Annotated in this window: 23 protein-coding genes; 12 read left to right on the plus strand and 11 right to left on the minus strand. The window is 72.2% G+C overall.

Going from position 1 to position 19526, the window contains the following annotated elements; genetic code table 11:
• Positions 1-123 precede the first annotated feature (123 nt).
• From KZ820_RS16885 to KZ820_RS16900, 4 genes are all read left to right on the plus strand, one after another.
• Complete coding sequence (locus KZ820_RS16885; RefSeq protein ID WP_219749835.1) at positions 124-2619, plus strand: helicase-related protein; 2496 nt, start codon at positions 124-126, stop codon at positions 2617-2619.
• A gap of 14 nt (positions 2620-2633) precedes the next feature.
• Positions 2634-2924, plus strand: a complete 291-nt coding sequence (locus tag KZ820_RS16890; RefSeq protein ID WP_219749992.1) for an RNA-binding S4 domain-containing protein — start codon at positions 2634-2636, stop codon at positions 2922-2924.
• A 54-nt stretch (positions 2925-2978) separates the two neighbouring features.
• The gene (fdxA, locus tag KZ820_RS16895; protein ID WP_183922656.1) at positions 2979-3320 is read left to right on the plus strand and encodes a ferredoxin FdxA; all 342 of its coding nucleotides are present in this window, start codon (positions 2979-2981) and stop codon (positions 3318-3320) included.
• Between the two features lie 64 nt (positions 3321-3384).
• The gene (locus KZ820_RS16900) at positions 3385-4185 is read left to right on the plus strand and encodes a glutaminyl-peptide cyclotransferase (RefSeq protein ID WP_219749837.1); all 801 of its coding nucleotides are present in this window, start codon (positions 3385-3387) and stop codon (positions 4183-4185) included.
• A gap of 37 nt (positions 4186-4222) precedes the next feature.
• On the opposite strand, the gene KZ820_RS16905 is transcribed toward KZ820_RS16900, so the two are convergent.
• Both KZ820_RS16905 and wecB read right to left on the minus strand, forming a co-directional pair.
• Positions 4223-5002, minus strand: a complete 780-nt coding sequence (locus tag KZ820_RS16905) for a sulfite exporter TauE/SafE family protein (protein ID WP_308462260.1) — start codon at positions 5000-5002, stop codon at positions 4223-4225.
• A gap of 116 nt (positions 5003-5118) precedes the next feature.
• Complete coding sequence (gene wecB / locus KZ820_RS16910) at positions 5119-6261, minus strand: non-hydrolyzing UDP-N-acetylglucosamine 2-epimerase (protein ID WP_219749840.1); 1143 nt, start codon at positions 6259-6261, stop codon at positions 5119-5121.
• Between the two features lie 53 nt (positions 6262-6314).
• Between wecB and gnd the strand changes: the two genes are divergently transcribed.
• Genes gnd through KZ820_RS16930 form a run of 4 tightly spaced genes read left to right on the plus strand, consistent with a single transcriptional unit; the run spans position 6315 to position 9251 of the window.
• Positions 6315-7343, plus strand: a complete 1029-nt coding sequence (gnd, locus tag KZ820_RS16915; protein ID WP_308462261.1) for a phosphogluconate dehydrogenase (NAD(+)-dependent, decarboxylating) — start codon at positions 6315-6317, stop codon at positions 7341-7343.
• Positions 7343-8149: a Cof-type HAD-IIB family hydrolase gene (locus KZ820_RS16920; RefSeq protein ID WP_219749844.1), complete on the plus strand. Its 807-nt coding sequence runs from the start codon at positions 7343-7345 to the stop codon at positions 8147-8149. The genes gnd and KZ820_RS16920 overlap by 1 nt, the downstream gene beginning before the upstream one ends.
• Complete coding sequence (locus KZ820_RS16925; RefSeq protein ID WP_219749846.1) at positions 8150-8902, plus strand: HAD-IIB family hydrolase; 753 nt, start codon at positions 8150-8152, stop codon at positions 8900-8902.
• A 22-nt stretch (positions 8903-8924) separates the two neighbouring features.
• Positions 8925-9251 (plus strand): hypothetical protein, encoded by a 327-nt coding sequence (locus KZ820_RS16930; RefSeq protein ID WP_258048283.1) that lies wholly within the window; start codon positions 8925-8927, stop codon positions 9249-9251.
• Positions 9252-9378: 127 nt separating this feature from the next.
• On the opposite strand, the gene KZ820_RS16935 is transcribed toward KZ820_RS16930, so the two are convergent.
• Positions 9379-10173, minus strand: a complete 795-nt coding sequence (locus KZ820_RS16935) for a 3'(2'),5'-bisphosphate nucleotidase CysQ (RefSeq protein WP_219749848.1) — start codon at positions 10171-10173, stop codon at positions 9379-9381.
• A complete protein-coding gene (locus tag KZ820_RS16940) occupies positions 10166-11512 on the minus strand; it encodes a TldD/PmbA family protein (RefSeq protein WP_219749850.1) in 1347 nt (448 codons plus the stop codon). The genes KZ820_RS16935 and KZ820_RS16940 overlap by 8 nt, the downstream gene beginning before the upstream one ends.
• 247 nt (positions 11513-11759) lie before the next feature.
• On the opposite strand from KZ820_RS16940, the gene KZ820_RS16945 reads away from it, so the two are divergent.
• From KZ820_RS16945 to KZ820_RS16955, 3 genes are read left to right on the plus strand one after another with little or no spacing between them, the layout of a single operon-like run.
• On the plus strand, positions 11760-12071 hold the full coding sequence (locus tag KZ820_RS16945; protein ID WP_183922676.1) for a hypothetical protein: 312 nt from the start codon (positions 11760-11762) through the stop codon (positions 12069-12071).
• Positions 12072-12085: 14 nt separating this feature from the next.
• Positions 12086-12937, plus strand: a complete 852-nt coding sequence (locus KZ820_RS16950) for a hypothetical protein (protein WP_258048284.1) — start codon at positions 12086-12088, stop codon at positions 12935-12937.
• Positions 12934-13308 (plus strand): Rap1a/Tai family immunity protein, encoded by a 375-nt coding sequence (locus KZ820_RS16955; RefSeq protein WP_308462262.1) that lies wholly within the window; start codon positions 12934-12936, stop codon positions 13306-13308. The genes KZ820_RS16950 and KZ820_RS16955 overlap by 4 nt, the downstream gene beginning before the upstream one ends.
• Before the next feature lie 24 nt (positions 13309-13332).
• On the opposite strand, the gene KZ820_RS16960 is transcribed toward KZ820_RS16955, so the two are convergent.
• The 4 genes from KZ820_RS16960 to KZ820_RS16975 all read right to left on the minus strand — a co-directional run bounded on the left by KZ820_RS16960 (position 13333) and on the right by KZ820_RS16975 (position 15866).
• Positions 13333-13716: a hypothetical protein gene (locus KZ820_RS16960; RefSeq protein WP_219749852.1), complete on the minus strand. Its 384-nt coding sequence runs from the start codon at positions 13714-13716 to the stop codon at positions 13333-13335.
• 131 nt (positions 13717-13847) lie between these two features.
• Positions 13848-14798, minus strand: coding sequence for a phytoene/squalene synthase family protein (locus tag KZ820_RS16965; RefSeq protein ID WP_219749854.1), 951 nt, complete (start codon positions 14796-14798; stop codon positions 13848-13850).
• 24 nt (positions 14799-14822) lie between these two features.
• Positions 14823-15404, minus strand: a complete 582-nt coding sequence (locus tag KZ820_RS16970; RefSeq protein WP_219749856.1) for an LOG family protein — start codon at positions 15402-15404, stop codon at positions 14823-14825.
• A gap of 60 nt (positions 15405-15464) precedes the next feature.
• A complete protein-coding gene (locus tag KZ820_RS16975) occupies positions 15465-15866 on the minus strand; it encodes a hypothetical protein (RefSeq protein ID WP_219749858.1) in 402 nt (133 codons plus the stop codon).
• 106 nt (positions 15867-15972) lie between these two features.
• Here KZ820_RS16975 and KZ820_RS16980 point away from each other — a divergent pair, with 106 nt between their 5' ends.
• Complete coding sequence (locus KZ820_RS16980) at positions 15973-16317, plus strand: MmcQ/YjbR family DNA-binding protein (protein ID WP_219749860.1); 345 nt, start codon at positions 15973-15975, stop codon at positions 16315-16317.
• Positions 16318-16345: 28 nt separating this feature from the next.
• On the opposite strand, the gene KZ820_RS16985 is transcribed toward KZ820_RS16980, so the two are convergent.
• The 3 genes from KZ820_RS16985 to crtY are packed head-to-tail and all read right to left on the minus strand — an operon-like array spanning position 16346 to position 19335.
• Complete coding sequence (locus KZ820_RS16985; protein WP_219749862.1) at positions 16346-16696, minus strand: energy transducer TonB; 351 nt, start codon at positions 16694-16696, stop codon at positions 16346-16348.
• A 9-nt stretch (positions 16697-16705) separates the two neighbouring features.
• Positions 16706-18178: a phytoene desaturase gene (locus KZ820_RS16990; RefSeq protein WP_219749864.1), complete on the minus strand. Its 1473-nt coding sequence runs from the start codon at positions 18176-18178 to the stop codon at positions 16706-16708.
• On the minus strand, positions 18175-19335 hold the full coding sequence (crtY, locus tag KZ820_RS16995; RefSeq protein WP_219749866.1) for a lycopene beta-cyclase CrtY: 1161 nt from the start codon (positions 19333-19335) through the stop codon (positions 18175-18177). The genes KZ820_RS16990 and crtY overlap by 4 nt, the downstream gene beginning before the upstream one ends.
• Positions 19336-19526 lie beyond the last annotated feature (191 nt).

Here is a 19526-nt window from a genome sequence, read left to right on the forward strand (position 1 = left end):
GTCAAATTAACCGCGTCCCGCCACGGTGATCGCTGCGGCGGACCGGTCGTGTCCGGCGGCGGGCCGCGCCGGAGACTGAGCGCGATTGCATCCGGTGGACACAGACCCGATGTAGTCTGGGTCATGTCGCTCACCCCTCGCCCGCACGACAGCTCGCGCGTGATCGCGGTGCTGGGTCCGACCAACACCGGCAAGACGCATCTCGCGATCGAGCGGATGTGCGCGCACGCCAGCGGCATGATCGGCTTCCCGCTGCGGCTGCTGGCGCGCGAGGTGTACGACCGCGTCGTCGCGATCAAGGGGCCGGAGCGGGTCGCGCTGATCACCGGCGAGGAGCGCATCGTCCCTCGGGACGCGCGCTGGTTCCTCTGTACCGCGGAGAGCCTGCCGCTCGAGCGCGACGTCGCCTTCGTCGCGCTCGACGAGGCGCAGCTCGGCGCCGACCGCGAGCGCGGCCATGTCTTCACCGACCGGCTGCTGCGCGCGCGCGGGCGCGAGGAGACGATGATCCTCGGCTCGGAGGCGCTGCGCCCGGTGCTGCGCGCCCTCGTACCCGAGGCGGAGATCATCGAGCGGCCGCGCTTCTCCACGCTGAGCTACGCCGGCGCCAAGAAGCTGTCGCGGCTGCCGCGGCGCTCGGCAATCGTCACCTTCTCGGCCGAGGAGGTCTATGCCACCGCCGAGATGCTGCGCCGGCTGCGCGGCGGCGCCGCGGTGGTGATGGGCGCGCTGTCCCCGCGCACGCGCAACGCGCAGGTGGCGATGTTCCAGGCGGGCGAGGTCGACTATCTCGTCGCCACCGACGCGATCGGCATGGGGCTCAATCTCGACGTCGGCCATGTCGCCTTCGCCGGCTTGTCCAAGTTCGACGGCCAGCAGCGCCGTCGCCTCACCGTCGCCGAGATGGCGCAGATCGCGGGTCGCGCCGGGCGCCACCAGCGCGACGGCACGTTCGGCGGGCTGACCGAGGAGGGGCCGGAGGCGTTCGAGCCCGAGGAGGTGGCCGCGATCGAGGCGCACCGCTTCCCGCGGCTCGACTGGCTCTACTGGCGCGACGGCACGCCCGACCTCTCCTCGATCGACGCGCTGCTGGCCTCGCTCGCGCGTCGCCCCGATCACGAGCGCCTCCGCGCCGCGCCCGAGGCGACCGACCTGCGCGTGCTCAAGCGGCTCGCCGAGGAGGCGGGGGTGCGCGACCGCGCGCGCGGCAACGTCGCGCGGCTGTGGGCGGCGTGCGGCATCCCCGATTTCGCCAAGCTCGGTATCGACCCGCACGCGCGATTCGTCGGGCGCGTGTTCGGCTATCTCGCGCAAGGGTACGTGCCGCACCAGTGGTTCGCCGACGAGGTGGCGCGGCTCGACCGCGTCGAGGGCGACGTCGAGACGATCGCGGGGCGGATCGCGGCGATCCGCAGCTGGGCCTATATCGCGCAGCGGCCCGACTGGCTGGCCGAGCCGGCGCACTGGGCCGCGCGCACGCTGGCGGTGGAGGAGCGGCTGTCGGACGCGCTCCACGAGAAGCTCACCCAGCGCTTCGTCGACAAGCGTACCACGGCATTGGCCAAGAAGATCGGCAGCGGCGTGGGCGCGCTGCCGGTCGAGATCGACGCCGAGGGCGAGGTGACGATCGACACGCACGCGATCGGGCGGCTGGAGGGGTTCCGCTTCATCGTCGCGCCCGACGCCACCGCCGCGGACAAGCGGCTGCTGCTCGCCACCGCGGAGAAACGGCTCGGCGCCGAGCGGCGGCGTCGCGCCGACGCGCTGGTGGCGCGCGACGACAGCGGCTTCGCGCTGGACGAGGACGGCGTGATCCTGGCGGACGGGCTGGCGGTGGCGCGGCTCAAGCGCGGTGCGTCCCTGGCGCGGCCGCAACTCGCGCTCGATGCGGCGCTCGACTGCCTCGATCCGGCGGTGCGCGAGTCGATCGCGACTCGGCTGCGCGCGTGGCTGACGGCGGCGATCGGCCGCGCGCTGCGCAGCGTCGCGGCAGCGGCCGAGGCGGCGCGCGCGCCCGCGGCGAGCCCGGCGCTGCGCAGCGTCGCGGCGGCGCTGGAGAGCGGCGCGGGCTTCGCCGAGCGGCTGCCGCTGCGCGCCGCGATCGAGTCGCTCAGCGCCGGCGACCGCCACTGGCTGCGGCGCCAGGGCGTGACGATCGGCGCGCTCGATCTGTTCGACCCGCGCTTGCTCAAGCCCGGCGCGCAGGCGTGGCGCCGCGCCTTGCTCGCCGCGGCGGGGACGCCCGCGCCGCCGTTGCCGCGCGCGGGCGCGACGACGCTGCCGCGCGGCAGCGCGGGCGCGGTGCCGCTGATGGGCTATCGCCCGCTCGGCGCGCAGGCGGTGCGGATCGACCTGGTCGAGCGCGTCGCGCGCGCCGCGCACGACGCGCGCGCCGCCGACGGCCGTGCCCCCTTCGCACCCGATCCCGCGCTGGCGGTGTCGATCGGGCTGGAGTCGGCGACGATCGCGCGGCTGATGGCCGAGCTCGGCTTCCGCCCCGCGTCCGTCAGCGCCGAGGGGCCGCCGCACTATGTCTGGCGCGGCCGTGCCCGCGCGCGTGAGTCGCGGCCAGCGCCCGACAATGCCTTCGCCGCGCTGGCCGAGCTGGTGCGGCGGTGAGCGGCGGCGAGGCGATGCGGCTCGACCGCTATCTGTGGTTCACCCGGCTCGCCAAGACGCGCGACGTCGCGCAGGCGCTCGCCTGCGACGGCCGGCTGCGCATCGACGGGCGCGCGATCGACCGCGCGCATGCGCCGGTGCGCGTCGGCAACATCCTCACCTTCTACCACGCCGGACGGGTGCGCGTGCTGCGCGTCGAGGCGCTGCCGGGGCGGCGCGGACCGGCGCCCGAGGCGCAGGCCTGCTACCAGGAACTGGTCGCCGGCGCGGGTGAGAACGGGTCGCAACGCGGTGACGAGCGTTGACGCGGGCGTGATGCGGCGCAAAAGCGGCGCGCGAGAAGCGAGGATATCCCGATCATGACCTACGTCGTCACCGACGCGTGCATCCGCTGCAAGTACATGGACTGCGTGGAAGTCTGCCCGGTCGACTGTTTTTACGAGGGCGAGAACATGCTCGTCATCAACCCGTCCGAGTGTATCGACTGCGGGGTGTGCGAGCCGGAATGCCCGGCCGAGGCGATCCTGCCCGACACCGAGAGCGGGCTGGAGCAGTGGCTCGAGCTCAACAACACCTTCTCGGCCCAATGGCCCAACGTCACGCGCAAGCTCGACCAGACCCCGCCCGACGCCGATTCGTTCAAGGGCCAGGACGGCAAGTTCGACAAGTTCTTCTCGCCCGAGCCCGGCAAGGGCGACTGAGTCGGCGCGAACCGGACGGCCAGCGCGGTTGCCGGTCGCGGCGCGCGCGCGTACCGCTGCGCGCATGATCCGCCGGTACGTCCCCGCGCCGCTCGCGCTGCTGCTCTCGCTCCCCGCCACGGCGTCGGCCGCGCCCGCGCCTCAGGCGGCACCCGCCGCCGCCGAGGCGCGACCCCCGGTGGTGGTGCCCACCGTCGTCGCGAGCTTCCCGCACGATCGCGAGGCCTTCACCGAGGGGCTGATCTGGCACGGCGGCGCACTCTACGAGAGCGTCGGGCTCGAGGGCCGCTCCGATGTCCGCCGCGTCGAGCTCGCCACCGGGAAGGTGGTGAAGCGCGCGGTCATCCCGCCGGCGCAGTTCGGCGAGGGGTTGGCGGCGTGGAAGGACCAGCTCGTCAGCCTCACCTGGCATGATGGGATCGCGCATCGCTGGGCGGCGGCGACGCTGCGGCCGCTCGGCACGGCGCGCTACAGCGGCGAGGGCTGGGGGCTGACGAGCGATCGCACCGCGCTGATCCGCTCCGACGGCAGCGCGACGCTGACCTTCCACGATCCGGTCACGCTGGCGGTGAAGCGGACGCTCAAGGTGACCTATATGGGTCAGCCGGTCGACCAGCTCAACGAGCTGGAGTGGGTCGAGGGCACGATCCTCGCCAATGTCTGGCACCAGCCGATGATCGTCCGGATCGACCCGGCGAGCGGGCGAGTCACTCAGGTGATCGACCTACGCGCGATCGTCGCCGAGGTGGGCGCGCGCGACCCCGAGGCGGTCGCCAACGGCATCGCCTGGGACGCCGCCCAGCGCCGCCTGTTCGTCACCGGCAAGCGGTGGCCGACCCTGTTCGAGATCCGGCTGCCGCGCTGAGGATCGGGCGCGTCGCCGCGGCGGGCCTCGGCTCAGCTCAGGCGAGCAGCCGCACGCCCACGATCAGCAGCACCACCGCGAGCAGCGGGGTGACGATCCGCTCGGGGAGACGGTCGGTGAGCTGCGCCCCCACGACCACGCCGGGGATCGAGCCGAGCAGCAGCGCGCCGAGCAGGTGCAGGTCGATGTTGCCGATCAGCGCGTGGCCGATCCCGCCGAGCAGCGCGACCGGCACGGCGTGGAGGATGTCCGTCCCCACCAGCCTCTTGGCGGTGAGCCGGAAGGGATAGAGCAGCAGCAGCAGCGTCGCCCCGAGCGCGCCCGCGCCCACAGAGGTCAGCGTGATCAGCGTGCCGAGCAGCGCGCCCGCCGCGATCGTCAGCGCCGGCTGGTAGCGCAGCAGCGCCTCGGTGCGCGCGCCCTCGCGCCGCGCGAAGCGGCGTGCCAGCGCGGCGCGAAAGGGCGTGAGCAGCGCCGAGATCACCAGCGTCGCACCGAGCACGCGCACGATCAGCCCGCCGCTCTCGGCGCGCTCGTGATGACTCCACAGCCACCACAGCGTGATCGCCACCGCGGGCAGGCTGCCGAGGCAGAGCCGGCGCACCACCGTCCAGTCGGCATTGTCGCGGCGGTGATGCACCGCGCCGCCGACCAGCTTGGTGATCGCGGCGAACCACAGGTCGGTGCCGACCGCGGTGGCGGGTGCCACGCCGAACAGCAGGATCAGCACCGGCGACATCAGCGACCCGCCGCCCACGCCGGTCAATCCGACGATGGCGCCCACCAGGAAGCCCGCGAGCGTGCTCAGCCAGTCCACGTCGCGCGTACCCCCATCGCATGTCCCGGCGTCATCGCGACCGATGTGCGACGCGGGAGGGCCGCGCGGCAAGCGCAGAAATGCTTGGGGCCGCCGTCGCGGCGGGCGCATCGGGGTTAGTCGCTCCCGTCGCCGGCGTGCAGCCGGGCGAGGATCGCCGCGATGCGCTCGCCGGCGCGGCCGTCGCCGTAAGGGTTGCGCGCGCGCGCCATCGCCGCGTGCGCGGCGGCGTCGTCGAGCAGCCGCGTCGCCGCCGCGACGATGCGCGCCGGGTCGGTTCCGACCAGCCAGGCGCAACCCGCTGCGACTCCCTCGGGCCGTTCGGTGGTGTCGCGCAGCACCAGCACGGGCAGGTCGAGCGCGGGCGCCTCTTCCTGCAGTCCGCCCGAGTCGGTGAGCAGCAGGTGGCTCAGGCCGAGCAGCCGCACCATCGCCGGATAGTCGAGCGACGGCAGCACCGTCACCCCTGGCTCGTGCGCCAGCAGCCGCGCCAGCGCGAGCGCCTGCGGCGCAGGATGCGTGGGCAGCGCCACCGCGACGTCGTCGCGCCGGGCCAGGATCGATACCGCCCGCGCCACCCTCGCTACCGCGGCTATGTCCTTCTCACGCCGATGCACCGTCACGGTGACGACCCGGCGCGTGCCCGCCGCGGCGACGAAGGACGTCACCGAAGCCCCGAGCGATGGCGATGCGCCGACTCGCGCCGCCATGGCGAGCAGCGAGTCGATCCCGCTGTTGCCGGTCACGTGAATCACACCCCGCGGCACGTTCTCGGCGGCGAGCGCGGCGGCGGCGGTGGCGGTGGGCGCGAAGTGGCAGTCCGCCACAGCGGTGATCGCCCTGCGCCAGCCCTCCTCCGGGCGCGGCGCGGCGAGGTCGCCGCTGCGGAGTCCCGCCTCGACATGCGCGACGGGTACGCCGCACAGGTTGGCCGCCATCGCCCCGGCCCAGGCGCTGGACGTGTCACCCTGCACCACCAGCCGCGCCGGCCGCTCCGCCTCGAGCAGCGACGCGATCGACTCGATCAGCGCGCCGAGGAGGGCGCGATGCGGCTGCCCCGCGGACATCAGGTCGAGGTCTACGTCGGGCACCAGTTGCAACGCCGCGAGCGCCTGGTCGAGCAGCTCGCGGTGCTGGCCGGTCACCGCGACGCGCACCGTCACCGCCGCGTGACGGCGCAGCGCCGCGATCACCGATGCCATCTTGATCGCCTCGGGCCGGGTGCCGAATAGGAGCAGGATGCGGGGCGCCGCGCGCATGTTCTCTCATTGTAGCGGGAGGACGACATGCTGCGGCGCGGAACCTAGCGACGGTGCCGCGCGATTCAGCGGCGAGCGAGGAGGGTAGCGGAATGCGACTGGTGATGATCGGCCTCGGCCGGATGGGCGGCAACATGGCACGCCGCCTGATGCAGGCGGGGCATGAGATCGTCGCCTATGACCGCGACACCGACGCGGTCGCCAAGCTCGCCGACGCCGGCGCGATCGCCGCTGCCTCGCTCGACGAGGCGCGCGCGCGCTGCCAGGAGGGCGGTGCCGAGGCGATCTGGTGGGTGATGCTGCCGCACGGCGCGGTGACCGACGGCGTGATCGACCAGATCGCCGGCGGCGCGAGCGCGGGCGAGGTCGTGATCGACGGCGGCAACAGCTTCTACAAGGACGATATCCGCCGCGCCAAGGCGCTCGCCGAGAAGGACGTCCATTACGTCGACGTCGGCACCTCCGGCGGCGTCTGGGGGCTGGAACGCGGCTATTGCATGATGATCGGCGGCCCCGACCAGGTCGTGCGCGATCTCGACCCGGTCTTCTCCGCGCTGGCGCCGGGCGCGGGCTCGATCGAGCGCACGCGCGGCCGCGCCGAGGGGATCGATGACCGCGCCGAGCGCGGCTACATCCATGCCGGACCGGCGGGCGCGGGCCATTTTGTCAAGATGATCCACAACGGCATCGAGTACGGCCTGATGCAGGCCTATGCCGAGGGCTTCGACGTGCTCAAGGGCAAGGCCTCGGAGAAGCTTCCCGAGGACGAGCGCTACGATCTAAACCTCGCCGACATCGCCGAGGTGTGGCGGCGCGGCAGCGTGATCTCGTCCTGGCTGCTCGACCTCACCGCTCAGGCGCTGGCGAGCGACCCGCACCTCGAGAAGTTCAGCGGCAACGTCGCCGACTCGGGCGAGGGCCAGTGGACGATCGAGGCGGCGATGGAGGAGGCGGTGCCGGTCAACGTCCTCACCACCGCCCTGTTCGCGCGCTATCGCAGCCGCGTCGAGCATACGTTCGGCGAGAAGGCGCTGTCGGCGATGCGCTTCGGCTTCGGCGGCCACGTCGAGATGCCGCAATAATGCCGATCCGACTGCTGGTGTCCGACGTCGACGGCACGCTAGTCGACAAGGAGAAGCAGCTCACCGCGGCGACCATCGCCGCGGTGAAGCAGCTGCAGGACCAGGGCGTCGCCTTCACGCTGATCAGCGCGCGGCCGATGTCGGGCATCCGCCCGCTGCTCGACCAGCTCGGCTTCGACGGCGACGTCGCCGCCTTCAATGGCGGGATCATCTTCCGGCGCGACGGCACGATCGTCCACCGCGAGACGCTCCCCGTCGATGTCGCGCGCGAGGCGCTGACGATCGCGGCCGAGTTCGAGGTCGACACCTGGCTGTTTGCCGACGACCGCTGGTACGCTACCGACCCCGACGGGCCGCACACCAGCAGCGAGCGGCGCAGCTCGGCGCAGGAGCCGGTCGTGGCGGAGGATCTCGTCGCCCTGCTCGACCGCGCCGACAAGCTCACCTTCGTCAGCGACGACGAGGCGATGCTCCACGCGCTCTACGCGCGCGTCCACACCGCGATCGGCGACCGTGCCACCGTGGCGCAGTCGCAGGTCTATTACCTCGACGTCACCGCCAAGGGCGCCAACAAGGGCGACGGCATCGCCGCGCTCAGCAAGGCGCTCGGCATCGCGCTGGAGGACACCGCCGCGATCGGCGACCAGGCCAACGACCTGCCGATGCTGCGCCGCGCCGGCCTGCCGATCGCGATGGGCAACGCGCCCGAAGCGGTGAGAAAGGCGGCGCGCGAGGTGACTCGCGCGAACGACCAGGATGGCGTAGCGCACGCCATCGAAACGATTGTTCTGCCGCGGAGACATTGAATGAAGAAGCTCGTCGCCTTCGATCTCGACGGCACCCTCGCGCTCAGCAAACAGGCGCTCAAGGACGACATGGGCGAGACGCTGGCGGACCTGCTGACGGTCGCCGACGTCGCGGTGATCTCGGGCGGCGACTGGCCCCAGTTCGAGAAGCAGGTGGCGAGCCGCCTGCCCGAGCGCGCCGACCGCGACCGGCTGTGGCTGATGCCGACCACCGGCACCAAGCTGTACGTCCACCGCGACGGCGCGTGGAAGACGGTCTACGCCGAGCTGTTCGACGACGCCGAGAAGCAGAAGATCATCCAGGCCTTCGGCCAGTCGCTCGAGGCGACCGGTTTCGTCCCCGAGCAGACCTGGGGCGAGCGGATCGAGGATCGCGGCAGCCAGATCACCTTCTCCGCGCTCGGCCAGCAGGCCCCGCTTGAGGCGAAGGAGACTTGGGACCCCGATTTCGCCAAGCGCAAGGTAATCCAGGCCGACCTGCGCCAACGACTGCCGGGACTGGCGATCAACATGGGCGGCGCGACCTCGATCGACATCACGCGCGAGGGAGTCGACAAGGGCTATGGCCTGCGCAAGCTGGCGGCGGAGAGCGGCATCCAGCTCGGCGAGATGCTCTTCATCGGCGACGCGATCTTCCCGGGCGGCAACGACTATCCGGCGCACGAGGCGGGCGTGGACTGCGTCCGCGTGCGCGACCCGCAGGAGACGATCAGCGTGGTGACCGCGATCGTCGCGTGCCAGAAGCAGGGCTGAGCGCGGCTCTCGGACGCGCGCGATGATCGACGTTCCCGCACTGTACGCGCGCGTCATCCACTGGATTGGCGACGGCACCGGCACGACCGACACGGTGCTGCACATTCACGCGGGGATGGCGGTACTGATCCTGGCACGACTGGTGACGCGGCGCTCGCTCGGCACCTTCGTGCCGCTGTCGGTGGTGGCGCTGGCCGAGCTCGGCAACGAAGTGCTCGACCGGCTCCACTATCATTCGTGGCGCTGGTGGGACACGATCCCCGACGTGATCAACACCTTGTTCTGGCCCACCGTGATCTGCGCGGCGGTGCGCTGGCGCCCGATGCATCGGCGTGACCAGCGGCGTTGAGGCGAGAGAGGGGGGCTAGCGCCCATCCTCCTTTTTCCGTCATCCCGAACCAGGTCCGGGATGACGGCAGTATAAGTCAGTATAAGCCGAGGCGTCTGGTCCCCCTCGCCGACCGGCTTCACCGCCGCTACCCGATAACCGCGCGCGCGCGCCCGGCGAGATGCTTCACCGAGGCGGCGTGAATGCCCGGCGCGGTCACCAGCACGCCGTAAGCGCGCGGGTCGGGCTTGTTGAACAGGATCGGCGCGCCGAGCGCGTCGCTCACCGTCGCGCCAGCCTCGCTCGCCACCAGCACCGCCGCGGCGATGTCCCACTCATTGCCCCAGCGCAGCGTCGCGACGAGATCGGCACGATCGCTCGCCACCATCGCAATCCGCAGCGCGATCGAGTTGGGTTTTTCCACCGCCACCAAGGTGCGATCGGTTTTGGGCAGAGCGTCGACCGGCACGCGCGCGCCCTCGAAGTCGTGGCGGTCGCCCGCCGCCAGGTCGAAGCGCTTGCCGTCCTCGCGCGCCACGGTGGCGCCGGCGCCGGCGCGCGCGAACCAGACCTCGCCGCGCGCGGGCGCATCGAGCACGCCGATCACCGGGCGGCCGTGCTCGACCAGAGCGATCGATACGCACCAGCCGGCGCGACCGCGGATATAGTCGCGCGTGCCGTCGATCGGGTCGACCACCCAGACCCGTTCGCGCGCGAGCCGGTCAGGTCGGTCGGCGGTCTCCTCGGAGAGCCAGCCGGCGTCGGGCAGCAGCGCGCCCAGCCGCGCGTGGAGCATGCGGTCGACGTCGATGTCGACCTCGCACACCGGGCTGCCGGGCGCCTTCTCCCAGCGCGCGAAGTCGGTGCGCCAGCGCGCGAACGCCATCTGCCCCGCCTCACGTGCGATCGCCGCGACCGCGTCGGCCAGCGCGGCGTCAGCCACCCGCCACCGTCATGCCCTCGATCCGCAGCGTTGGCACGTTGACGCCGTGGCGGAAGACGAGATCGTTCGCCGGCGTCAGCCCGCGGAACATGTCCTTCAGGTTGCCCGCGATGGTGAACTCGATCACCGGCCGACCTAGCGCGCCGCGCTCGATCAGGAAGCCGGCGGCGCCGCGGCTATAGTCGCCGGTGACGGGGTTGACCCCCTGACCGATCAGCTCGGTGACGTAGATCCCCTCGACGATGTCCTCGATCAGTGTCTCTACCGGTACGTGGCCCGCCTCCATGTAGAGGTTGCTCGTCGTCACGCCCGGTGCGCCGGCGATGCCGCGCGAGGCGTGACCGGTCGGCTCGAGCCCGAGCTGGCGCGCCGAGGCGCTGTCGAGCAGCCACGTCTCGAGCATGCCGTCGCTGACGATCGACACGGGGGAGACCGGCAGGCCCTCGCCGTCGAACGGTCGCGAGCGCAGCCCGTGCGGGCGGTGCGGGTCGTCGATCACGTTGACGCCGGCGGGCAGGATCGCGGTGCCGAGCGAGTCGAGCAGGAAGCTGGTGCGCCGCGTCACCGCGCTGCCCGAGATGGCGCCGCTGAGATGGCTGAGCAGGCTGACGCCGACGCGCGGGTCGAACACCACCGGCATCGCGCCGCTCGGCGCGCGCCCGGCGCCGACGCGCGCCGCGGCGCGCTCGCCTGCCAGCGCGCCGATCGCCTCGGGCGAGTCGAGGTGGGCGCGGTGTCGGGTGGCGTGGAAGCCATAGTCGCGCTGCATCGCGCCGCCCGCCCCCGCGATCACGCTGGCGGAGAGCGTGTGGCTGGTAGCCTCATAGGCGTCGGCGAAGCCGTGGCTGGTGGCGAGCGCCCAGACGCTCCGCCCCCAGGCCGCGCCCGCGCCCTCGCTGTTCGTGACGCCGTCGACCGCGCGTGCCGCCGCCTCGGCGCGCGCGGCGGCGTCGCGCAGCGCGGGGGGATCTGGCTCGTCGCGGTCGGCGAGATCGAGCAGCGGCGCGGCGCCGTGGAGCAGCCGCGACTCGGGCGCGAGCCCGGCCCAACGATCCTCCGGCGCCTCGCGCGCCATCGCCACCGCGCGCTCGACCAGGACGGCGAGCGACTCGGGCGAGAGATCGGAGGTGGACACGCTCGCCGAGCGCTGCCCGACGAACACGCGCAGCCCCAGGTCGGCGCCCTCCGACCGGCCGACGTCCTCGAGCGCGCCGAGTCGCACCGACACCTCGCTCGAGGCGTTGGCGGCGAACACCGCGTCGGCGGCGTCGGCGCCCGCCGCGCGGGCGCGACGGACGATGTCGGTGGCACGATCCTGCGCCTGGTCGGGGGTAAGCATGAGTGTGATGTAGGTCCGGGATCCGCGCGGTGGCTAGTCCTCGGCCAACGCCTTGCGCCGCGGAATGGATGCGAGCCCGCTGCCCGACTCATGACGAACGTGTCGGCCCGACCCTCGTCACGGCACCTGTCCCGCCTCGGGTCACCGCGCCGTTTACCATCTATTAACGTTTCGTTCAGGCGCCGGAACGTTCTCCTGCCCATGCGCATTCGCGCTATCTGTCCATTTTGGTACGAGAGGTAAGTAGATGCGTTCGAACCTTCCCCGCGTCACGGCCCTGACGCTGATCGCGGTCGGCGCCGTCGGGCTCGGCGGCTGCGCCTCCAAGGGCTTCGTCCGTGACCAGATCGCCACGGTGAATCAGCGTATCGACGGCCTCGACGGCCGCCTGCGCACGGTCGAGGGCACCTCGGGCCAGGCGCTCACCCAGGCACAGGCCGCTGCCGCCCAGGCGCAGCAGAACAGCCAGCGGATCGATCAGCTCGGCACCCGTGTCGACGCGTCGGAGCAGCAGATGCAGCAGCTCCAGCAGCAGCGCGCGCGTCGCCCGCGCGGCTGAGCCACGACGACACGATGCGCGCGCGTCGCGGGGCGGCACGGCCGACCATCATCGATATGGCCGACCGTCCGCTCCGTGGCGCGGGTCGCATGATCGTCGCGACGATCGCGGCGCTGGCATTGTCGGGTACGGCGCTCGCGGCACCGCAGGCATCGTCTGCGCGCAAGCAGGCGACCACCAGGGCCGGAGCCTCCAAGACGACGGCGAAGAAGCCGGCCCGCAAGTCCGCCAAGGCGGCCAAGCCCGTCGCGGTGCCGGCCGAGCCGGTGCCGGCGATGCCGCGATCGGAGAATGCCGAGCGGATGATCGCCTGGGTCGCCGCCGCGCACGACAACGGCAAGCTGCCCTACGCGGTGATCGATAAGCCCGACGCGACGCTGTATCTCTTCGCCGCCAACGGCGACTTCCTCGGCGAGACGCCGGTGCTGCTAGGCGTCGGCATCGGCGACGATTCCACCCCGGGTGTAGGCGCCAAGAACCTCGACGATATCGGCCCGGCCGAGCGCACCACGCCCGCCGGTCGCTTCGTCACAAAATTCGGCCGCGCCTTCGGGCGCCAGCGCGTGCTGTGGGTCGACTACGCCAATGCGGTGGCCATGCACGTCGTCACCAGCCTCCACAAGAACGAGCATCGCGTCGAGCGCCTGCTGTCGCCCTCGCCCGAGGACAATCGCATCTCGTTCGGCTGCATCAACGTCGGCGCGCGCTTCTACAATGGCAAGCTCCGCCCGCAATTCGAGAAGCGCGGCGGCATCGTCTATATCACGCCCGACGTGAAGCCGCTCGACGAGGTCTTCCCGCGCGTGCGGCTGCTGCCTTACCTCGCCGCGGCCGACGCGGCGACCGGGTCGGGCGCGGCACGGTGAGTGCGCTGCTGCTCGCGGCGCTGCTCGCCGCGGCGGATCGCCCGGTGGTGGTGAGCTCGCTGACGACGCCCCAGCTGGTCGAGCTCTGCCGCGGCAAGGACGACGATCCCACCGCCGACTTCTGCACCGGCTATATGCTCGCCGCCTTCGACGCGCTGTCGAGCGCGCGCCAGATCTGCCCCGCGCCCGATCGCAGCTCCAACGTCGCGGTCACCGCGGCGGCGCGCAAATATCTTCGGAAGCAGGGCAAGAAGTCGAGCGCGGCACCCGCCTTCGTGGTGCGTCAGGGCCTCAAGGAAGCCTTCCCCTGCAAGGCCGCGCCGAAACCCAAATCCACGTCGAAGGCCAAGCCGACCCGCAAGCGGCGGTGACGCGGCCTGCCGGCTGAGCCCGTCTCATCGCCGCTCGTCGGCGGTGGGAACATCGGCCCGGTTGTTCGCGGGCGCGTCGCGGTCGCGCAGCCGCTCGCCCGCGTCGCTGAGCGCGTCTCCGGCGCGGTCGCGCGCACGGTCGGCGTGGCGGCGCACGTCGCTCTCGAGCCGGCGCGAGGCGTCATCGATCCGGTCGGCGGCGCGGTCGAGCGAGCGCGCCGCGACGCCGTCGACCTGGTTCGCCATCGTGTCGGTGAGCGAGTCGACGCTGTCGGCAACATTGTCCGCAGCGGCGCCGATCTCGCCCGCGATGGCGTTGCCGGTGCGGTCGGCATGTTCCTCGACGCGGTCGCCGCAGGCGGCGAGGGCCAGGGCGGCCAAGGGGGCGATCAGGGCGTATCTCGTCATCGGGTGCGGGCTCCTCTCACCTGGATCAATGACCCGCGCCCGTGTTGGTTGCGCCATCGAGGGAGGGCCTTCCGCCTCGCGATGACGCATGTGGCTTCGGGCTCGAGCGTGCGTCGGAGCACGGCTCGGCGCTACGTGAGCAGCGATGATCGCGGCCGGGTCCATAGCCGCGGGTCGCGCGGCGTGTCGGCGATCCGCTGCCGCCGCGCCGCCTGCCATGCCGCGCGCGCGATCCATTCGAGCTTCTCGCGCTTGCTCGTGGTGACGCGATGGTCCCAGGCGTGCGCCCCGCGCGCCGCCACGCGCCGCGCGATGTCGCCGTAGATCCCCGCCGCCGCCAGCACCGCCCAGGCCGAGCGGTACGACAGCGCCTTGGTGCCGACGCGCGCGCTCGCCTCGTGCAGCTCGGCGCGAGTCGCCAGCCGGCGCGCCAGCACCACCAGCCGGTCGCGGAACGGCGGCTTCATGTGCTGCCCGGGCGGCACGTCCATCTCGGCGAGCCACTCGTCGGGCAGGTAGCAGCGCGCCACCCGATCGTCCTCCTCGATGTCGCGCGCGATATTGGCGAGCTGGAAGGCGAGGCCGAGGTCGCAGGCGCGGTCGAGCGTCGCCTCGTCCTCGGGGGGCACGCCCATCACCACCGCCATCATGCACCCCACCGCTCCGGCGACATGGTAGCAGTAACGGTACAGGTCGGCCTCGGAGCGTGGATGCCAGTCGTCGGCATCGAGCTGGAAGCCGTCGATCAGGTCGGTGACGAAGCGATGTGGCAGCCGCGTCTCGCGCGCGACCACGCCGAGCGCGTCGAACGCGGGATCGCGGGTCGGCTCGCCCGCGAGCGCGGCAGCGCTGAGCCGGCGCACCTCGGCGACCCGCGCGGGCGCGTCGGCGACGGCGCGACGGTCATGACCGTGATCCTGCCCGTCGACGAGATCGTCGCAACGCCGGCACCAGGCGTAGAGCAGCCAGGCGCGCTCGCGTATCTCCGGCGCGAACAGCTGCGACGCGGCGGCGAAGCTCTTCGAGCCGCGCGCGATCGACTCGCGCGCCGTGGCCACCAGCGCGGCGCGCGCGTCGGTCACGCGACCCCCCTCACCGAAGCGCGCTCACAGGTCGCTGGCGGCCATGCGGACGATCGGCTGGGTCGGCGCGTGCGCCGCCATGGCGTCGAGCAGCTTCTCCAGCGTCTCGCCGACGATCAGCAGCTCGCGATGCTGCGCGCGCAGGAATCCGACCTCGCCCATCTTGGCCCAGAAGGCGACGAGCTCGTCGTAATAGCCGCGCGCGTTGAGCAGCCCGACCGGATCGGCGTGGTAGCCGAGCTGCGCCCAGCTCAGCGCCTCCCACAGCTCGTCCATCGTGCCGGTGCCGCCGGGAAGCGTCACGAAACCGTCGGCGAGGTCGGTGAAGAGCTGCTTGCGCTGGTGCATGCCGGGCACGACGTGGAGCTCGGTGAGCCCGCGATGCGCCACCTCGGCGTCGACCAGCGCCTGCGGGATCACGCCGATCACCTCGCCGCCCGCCGCCAGCGCCGAATCGGCGATCGCGCCCATCAGCCCGAGCCGCCCGCCGCCGTAAACGACGCCGATGCCGCGCTCGGCGAGAACTCGGCCGACCTCGCGCGCGAGCTCGAGGTAGAAGGTGTCGGCGGGGGTGGCGGAGCCGCAGTAGATGGCGAGGCGCTTCATGCCGCGAGCGCTAGGGGAAGCGCGTGCCCGGGGCAATGGCGCGCGCGGCCGCTCCCGCGCTCAGCGGTGCGATGCCGTCGCGGCGGGCGGGGCCGGGCAGGCGTCACCCGCGCGCGCGACGTAGCGCGGCGGACGACTGTCTTCGACGACGGGCACCAGCGTGACACTGTCCCAGCGCGCGGCGATGCCGCCCGACTCGTAGCGGACGATCCAGACGTCGCCCCGTCGGTCGGCGCGGACGAAGCGGTGGCGCGGCACGCCGGGGTGGCGGACGTCGATCGCGTCATGGCGCTGCCCCGCGTCGGCGATGCCGCCGGGCGCGAGGTAGCGCGACAGCTCGAGCCGCGCCGCCGCCGGCAGCGCGCGCATCGTCCCGACCGTGACAGCGTGCGCGCCGCAGCGGGACGGCGGTGCCGCGGTGGCGGTCGCCACCAGCGCGGCGAGCAACAGGTTGGCGGGCATCACGATCTCCCTCAGCACGCAGCGAAGCAGATGCGGCGGCGCTCGTCACCGTGACATCGCCAGATCGGGGCAGTCGATCTATGCTTGCCCGCGGGAGAGACGCGCCATGAGAGACTGGGACGATGTCGTCGCGACCGGGCTCGCGCTGCCCGGGGTGGTGCTCGGCACCAGCTACGGCAAGCCGGCGCTGCTGCTGCGCGGCAGAATGCTCGCCGCCACGACCGCGCCCGACCGCGGCAGCTTCGTCCTCCACGTCGCGCTGATCGAGAAGGAGATGCTGATCGAGACCGATCCCGCCACCTTCTGGGAGACCGACCATTACCGCGGCTGGCCGGCGGTGCTGGTGCGCTACGGCACCGGCGACGAGGCGCGGATCGCGCTGCTGCTCGAGCGTGCCTGGTGGGATCGCGCGTCGGTCACGCAACGCCGCGCGCGGGGCGAGCGGCCGTGAGTGAGGGCAGTCTCCACGCGCGACGCGCTCACCGCGGCGGCAGGCGCCAGTGCATGGGAAAGCTCGTTTCCGCGGGCACAGCGTTGCCCTTCGCGTCGCGCGCCGGGCGATAGCGCAGGGTGCGCGCGAAGGTGCAACCCGCCTGGTCAAGCGAGCCGGCGCCGCTGCTCTGCGACACGGCGCAAGAGGTGACCCGGCCCTTCGCGCTTACGTGCAGCGACAAGACCGTCGTGCCCTCCTGGCGACGTCGCAGCGCTTCGGCAGGGTAGGGGGACACGCCGAGCGGTCGTCCAGGGCGGCTGTCGACCTCCGGCGGTGTGGCGATCGAAGCTGGCTGCGCCTGCATCGCCGCAAGCAACGTCGCGAATGCGGCGATCATCGTCGTCCCTTACCGCCCGAGCATCAGCGCCGCGGTCGCCTTCGCACTGCCCACCACGCCGGGAATGCCAGCGCCCGGATGCGTGCCCGCGCCGACGAAATACAGGTTGGGGATGGAGTCGTCGCGGTTGTGGACGCGGAAATAGGCGCTCTGCGTCAGCACCGGCTCGAGCGAGAAGGCGCTGCCGAGATGCGCGTTGAGGTCCGCCGCGAAGTCGGTCGGCGCGTAGCTGAACTTCGTGACGATCCGGTCGTGGATGTCCGGGATCAGCCGGCGCCCGACCTCGTCGAGGATGCGCTGCTCCAGGATCGGGCGCACCGTCTCCCAGTCGCCGGTGTATTTGCCCATGTGCGGCACCGGCGCGAGCGCGTAGAAGGTCGAGCAGCCCTCGGGCGCGAGGCTCGGGTCGGTCACGGTGGGGTGGTGAAGGTAGAGCGAGAAATCCTCGCTCAGCACGCCGTGGTCGTAGATGTCGTCGAGCAGCCCCTTATAGCGCGGGCCGAACAGGATCATGTGGTGCGGGATGCCGGGCCAGCTGCCCTTGATCCCGAAGTGCACCACGAACAGCGAGGGCGAGTAGCGCTTGCGTTCGAGCTTCGCCGCGGTCCGCTTGGCCGCGCCCGAGCCGGGCAGCAGGTCGCGGTAGACGTGGAGGATGTCGGCGTTGGCGGCGAGCATGTCGGTCGGTGTGTTCCAGCCGCTGGCGGTCTCCACCGCGGTGACGCGGTCGCCCAGCGTCTCGATCCGCGTCACCGCGTCGTTCAGCCGCAGCGTGCCGCCCAGCCGCTCGAACAACGCCACCATGCCCGCGATCAGCCGGTTGGTGCCGCCGCGCGCGAACCACACGCCGCCGTCGCGCTCCAGCTTGTGGATCAGCGCGTAGATCGCGCTGGTCGTCATTGGGTTGCCGCCCACCAGCAGGGTGTGGAACGACAACGCCTGGCGCAGCCGCTCGTCGGCCACGAACTTGGAGACGATCGAGTAGACCGAGCGCCACGCCTGGTATTTGGCCAGCGCCGGCGCCGCCTTGATCATCGAGGCGAAGTCGAGGAACGCGACATTGCCGAGCTTCTCATAGCCTTCGCGGTAGACGCCGGCGGAATAGTCCAGGAAGCGCGCGTAGCCGGCGACGTCGGCCGGGTTGAGCTTGGCGATCTCGGCGCGCAGCACCGTGTCGTCGTTGGTATAGTCGAAATTGGTGCCGTCGGGCCAGTTGAGCCGATAGAAGGGCTGTACCGCCTCCAGCGCGACGTCGCTCGCCATGGTCTGGCCCGAGAGCGTCCAGAGCTCCTCGAGACAGGCCGGGTCGGTGATCACGGTCGGCCCGGCGTCGAAGGTGAAGCCGTCGCGCTGCCACACATAGGCGCGCCCGCCGGGCTTGTCGCGTGACTCGAGCACGATCGTCTCGACTCCGGCCGACTGCAGCCGGATCGCTAGCGCCAGCCCGCCGAAGCCGGCGCCGACCACCACCGCGCGCGTCATGCCGCGCCCCGCAGCGCGGCGATCGCGCGGCCGAGCGGCACGGGCGGGCGGCCGCTCAGCACACGCGCCTTGTCGAGCGCGGTCGAGCGCGCCGCGTAGAAGCGCGCCACCAAGGGCGCCGGCAGGCGGTAGAAGCGTTCCAGCACGCGGTAGCGCTGGTCGGGGTCGGCGGCCTTGAAGAGCATGAGGTCGAGCATCCGATAGAAGCGCCGCGCCGCCCACAGCCGCGCCGCATAGGAGTAAGTGAGATCGTGGAGCGCCGCACCCGAGAAGTCGTGCTGCGCCGCGACCAGCTGCGCCAGCCGCACCGCGTCGGGCAGCGAATAGCCCGTGGTGGGATGGAACAGCCCCGCCCGAACGCCCGCCTTGGCCAGCTTGCTCCCGCCGCTGCGCCAATAGCCTTCGAAATCGCCGCCATAGACCACCGGCAGCACGCCCTGCTCGCGGTGGATCGTCTCGGTGACGCTCCACCCCTTGTCGGCGGCGTAGCGCTCCACCCGCGCCGCCACCGAGGCGACGTCAAGCGTGGGCGAGTCGCTGTAATAGGTGTCCTCCACCAGCAGCCGGTCGGCGGCGAAGGGCAGCAGGTAGACGAAGCGATAGCCGTCGATCTGCGCCACGGTCGAGTCCATCACCACCGGGCGGGTGACGCCGTGTGCCCCGGCGACGCGCAGCTCATGGCCGACGAACTTCTGCCAGCCGCAGTCGAGCGCCGCGAGATCGCCGGCGCCGCGCGCGTCGATCACGCCGGCGGCGGTCAGCCGGTCGCCGTTGGCGAAGACCACCGCGGTGGGGCTGCACGCCAGCACGCGCCGCCCGGTCATCAGCGCGCGGCGCGGCAGCGTGGCGCGGACGTGCGAGTCGAGCCCGGTCGAGCGAACGGAGTAATAGGCCTGCGCGAGGTGGCGCGCGTGCGCGGGGAAGCGCACGTCGTAGCTCGGCCAGGCATGTGCCACCAGCGGCGCGATCAGGTGCCGGTCGGCGCGCGCGACGTCGCCGCCGAAGAAGGACCAGAGATGGTTGCCGCCGATCGCCTCGCCCGCCTCGATCAGCCGGACGTCGAGCAGGGGATGACGCGCGTGGACCGCCAGCGCGATCAGCGCTCCGGCGAGCCCGCCGCCGACGATCGCCAGGTCACATCTGTGGGTCGCGGGCATGGTCCGGCGCTAACCTATCGCAGCCCCGCGGGGAAGCCCGGTGAGGTGCCGGAGGGGGGAAGGAGGAGGGCGGAGGTAACGGTGATGCGAGGGCGCGCCACCCGCGCCGTCATCCGGGTCAAGCACGCGATGACGGAGAGGACTGGAACAGCCCCGCCGCCGCCCCTGTCCTACCGTGCAGGAGCGCGCTA

Origin of the sequence: Sphingomonas citri, from assembly GCF_019429485.1 — a bacterium.
GTDB lineage: Bacteria > Pseudomonadota > Alphaproteobacteria > Sphingomonadales > Sphingomonadaceae > Sphingomonas > Sphingomonas citri.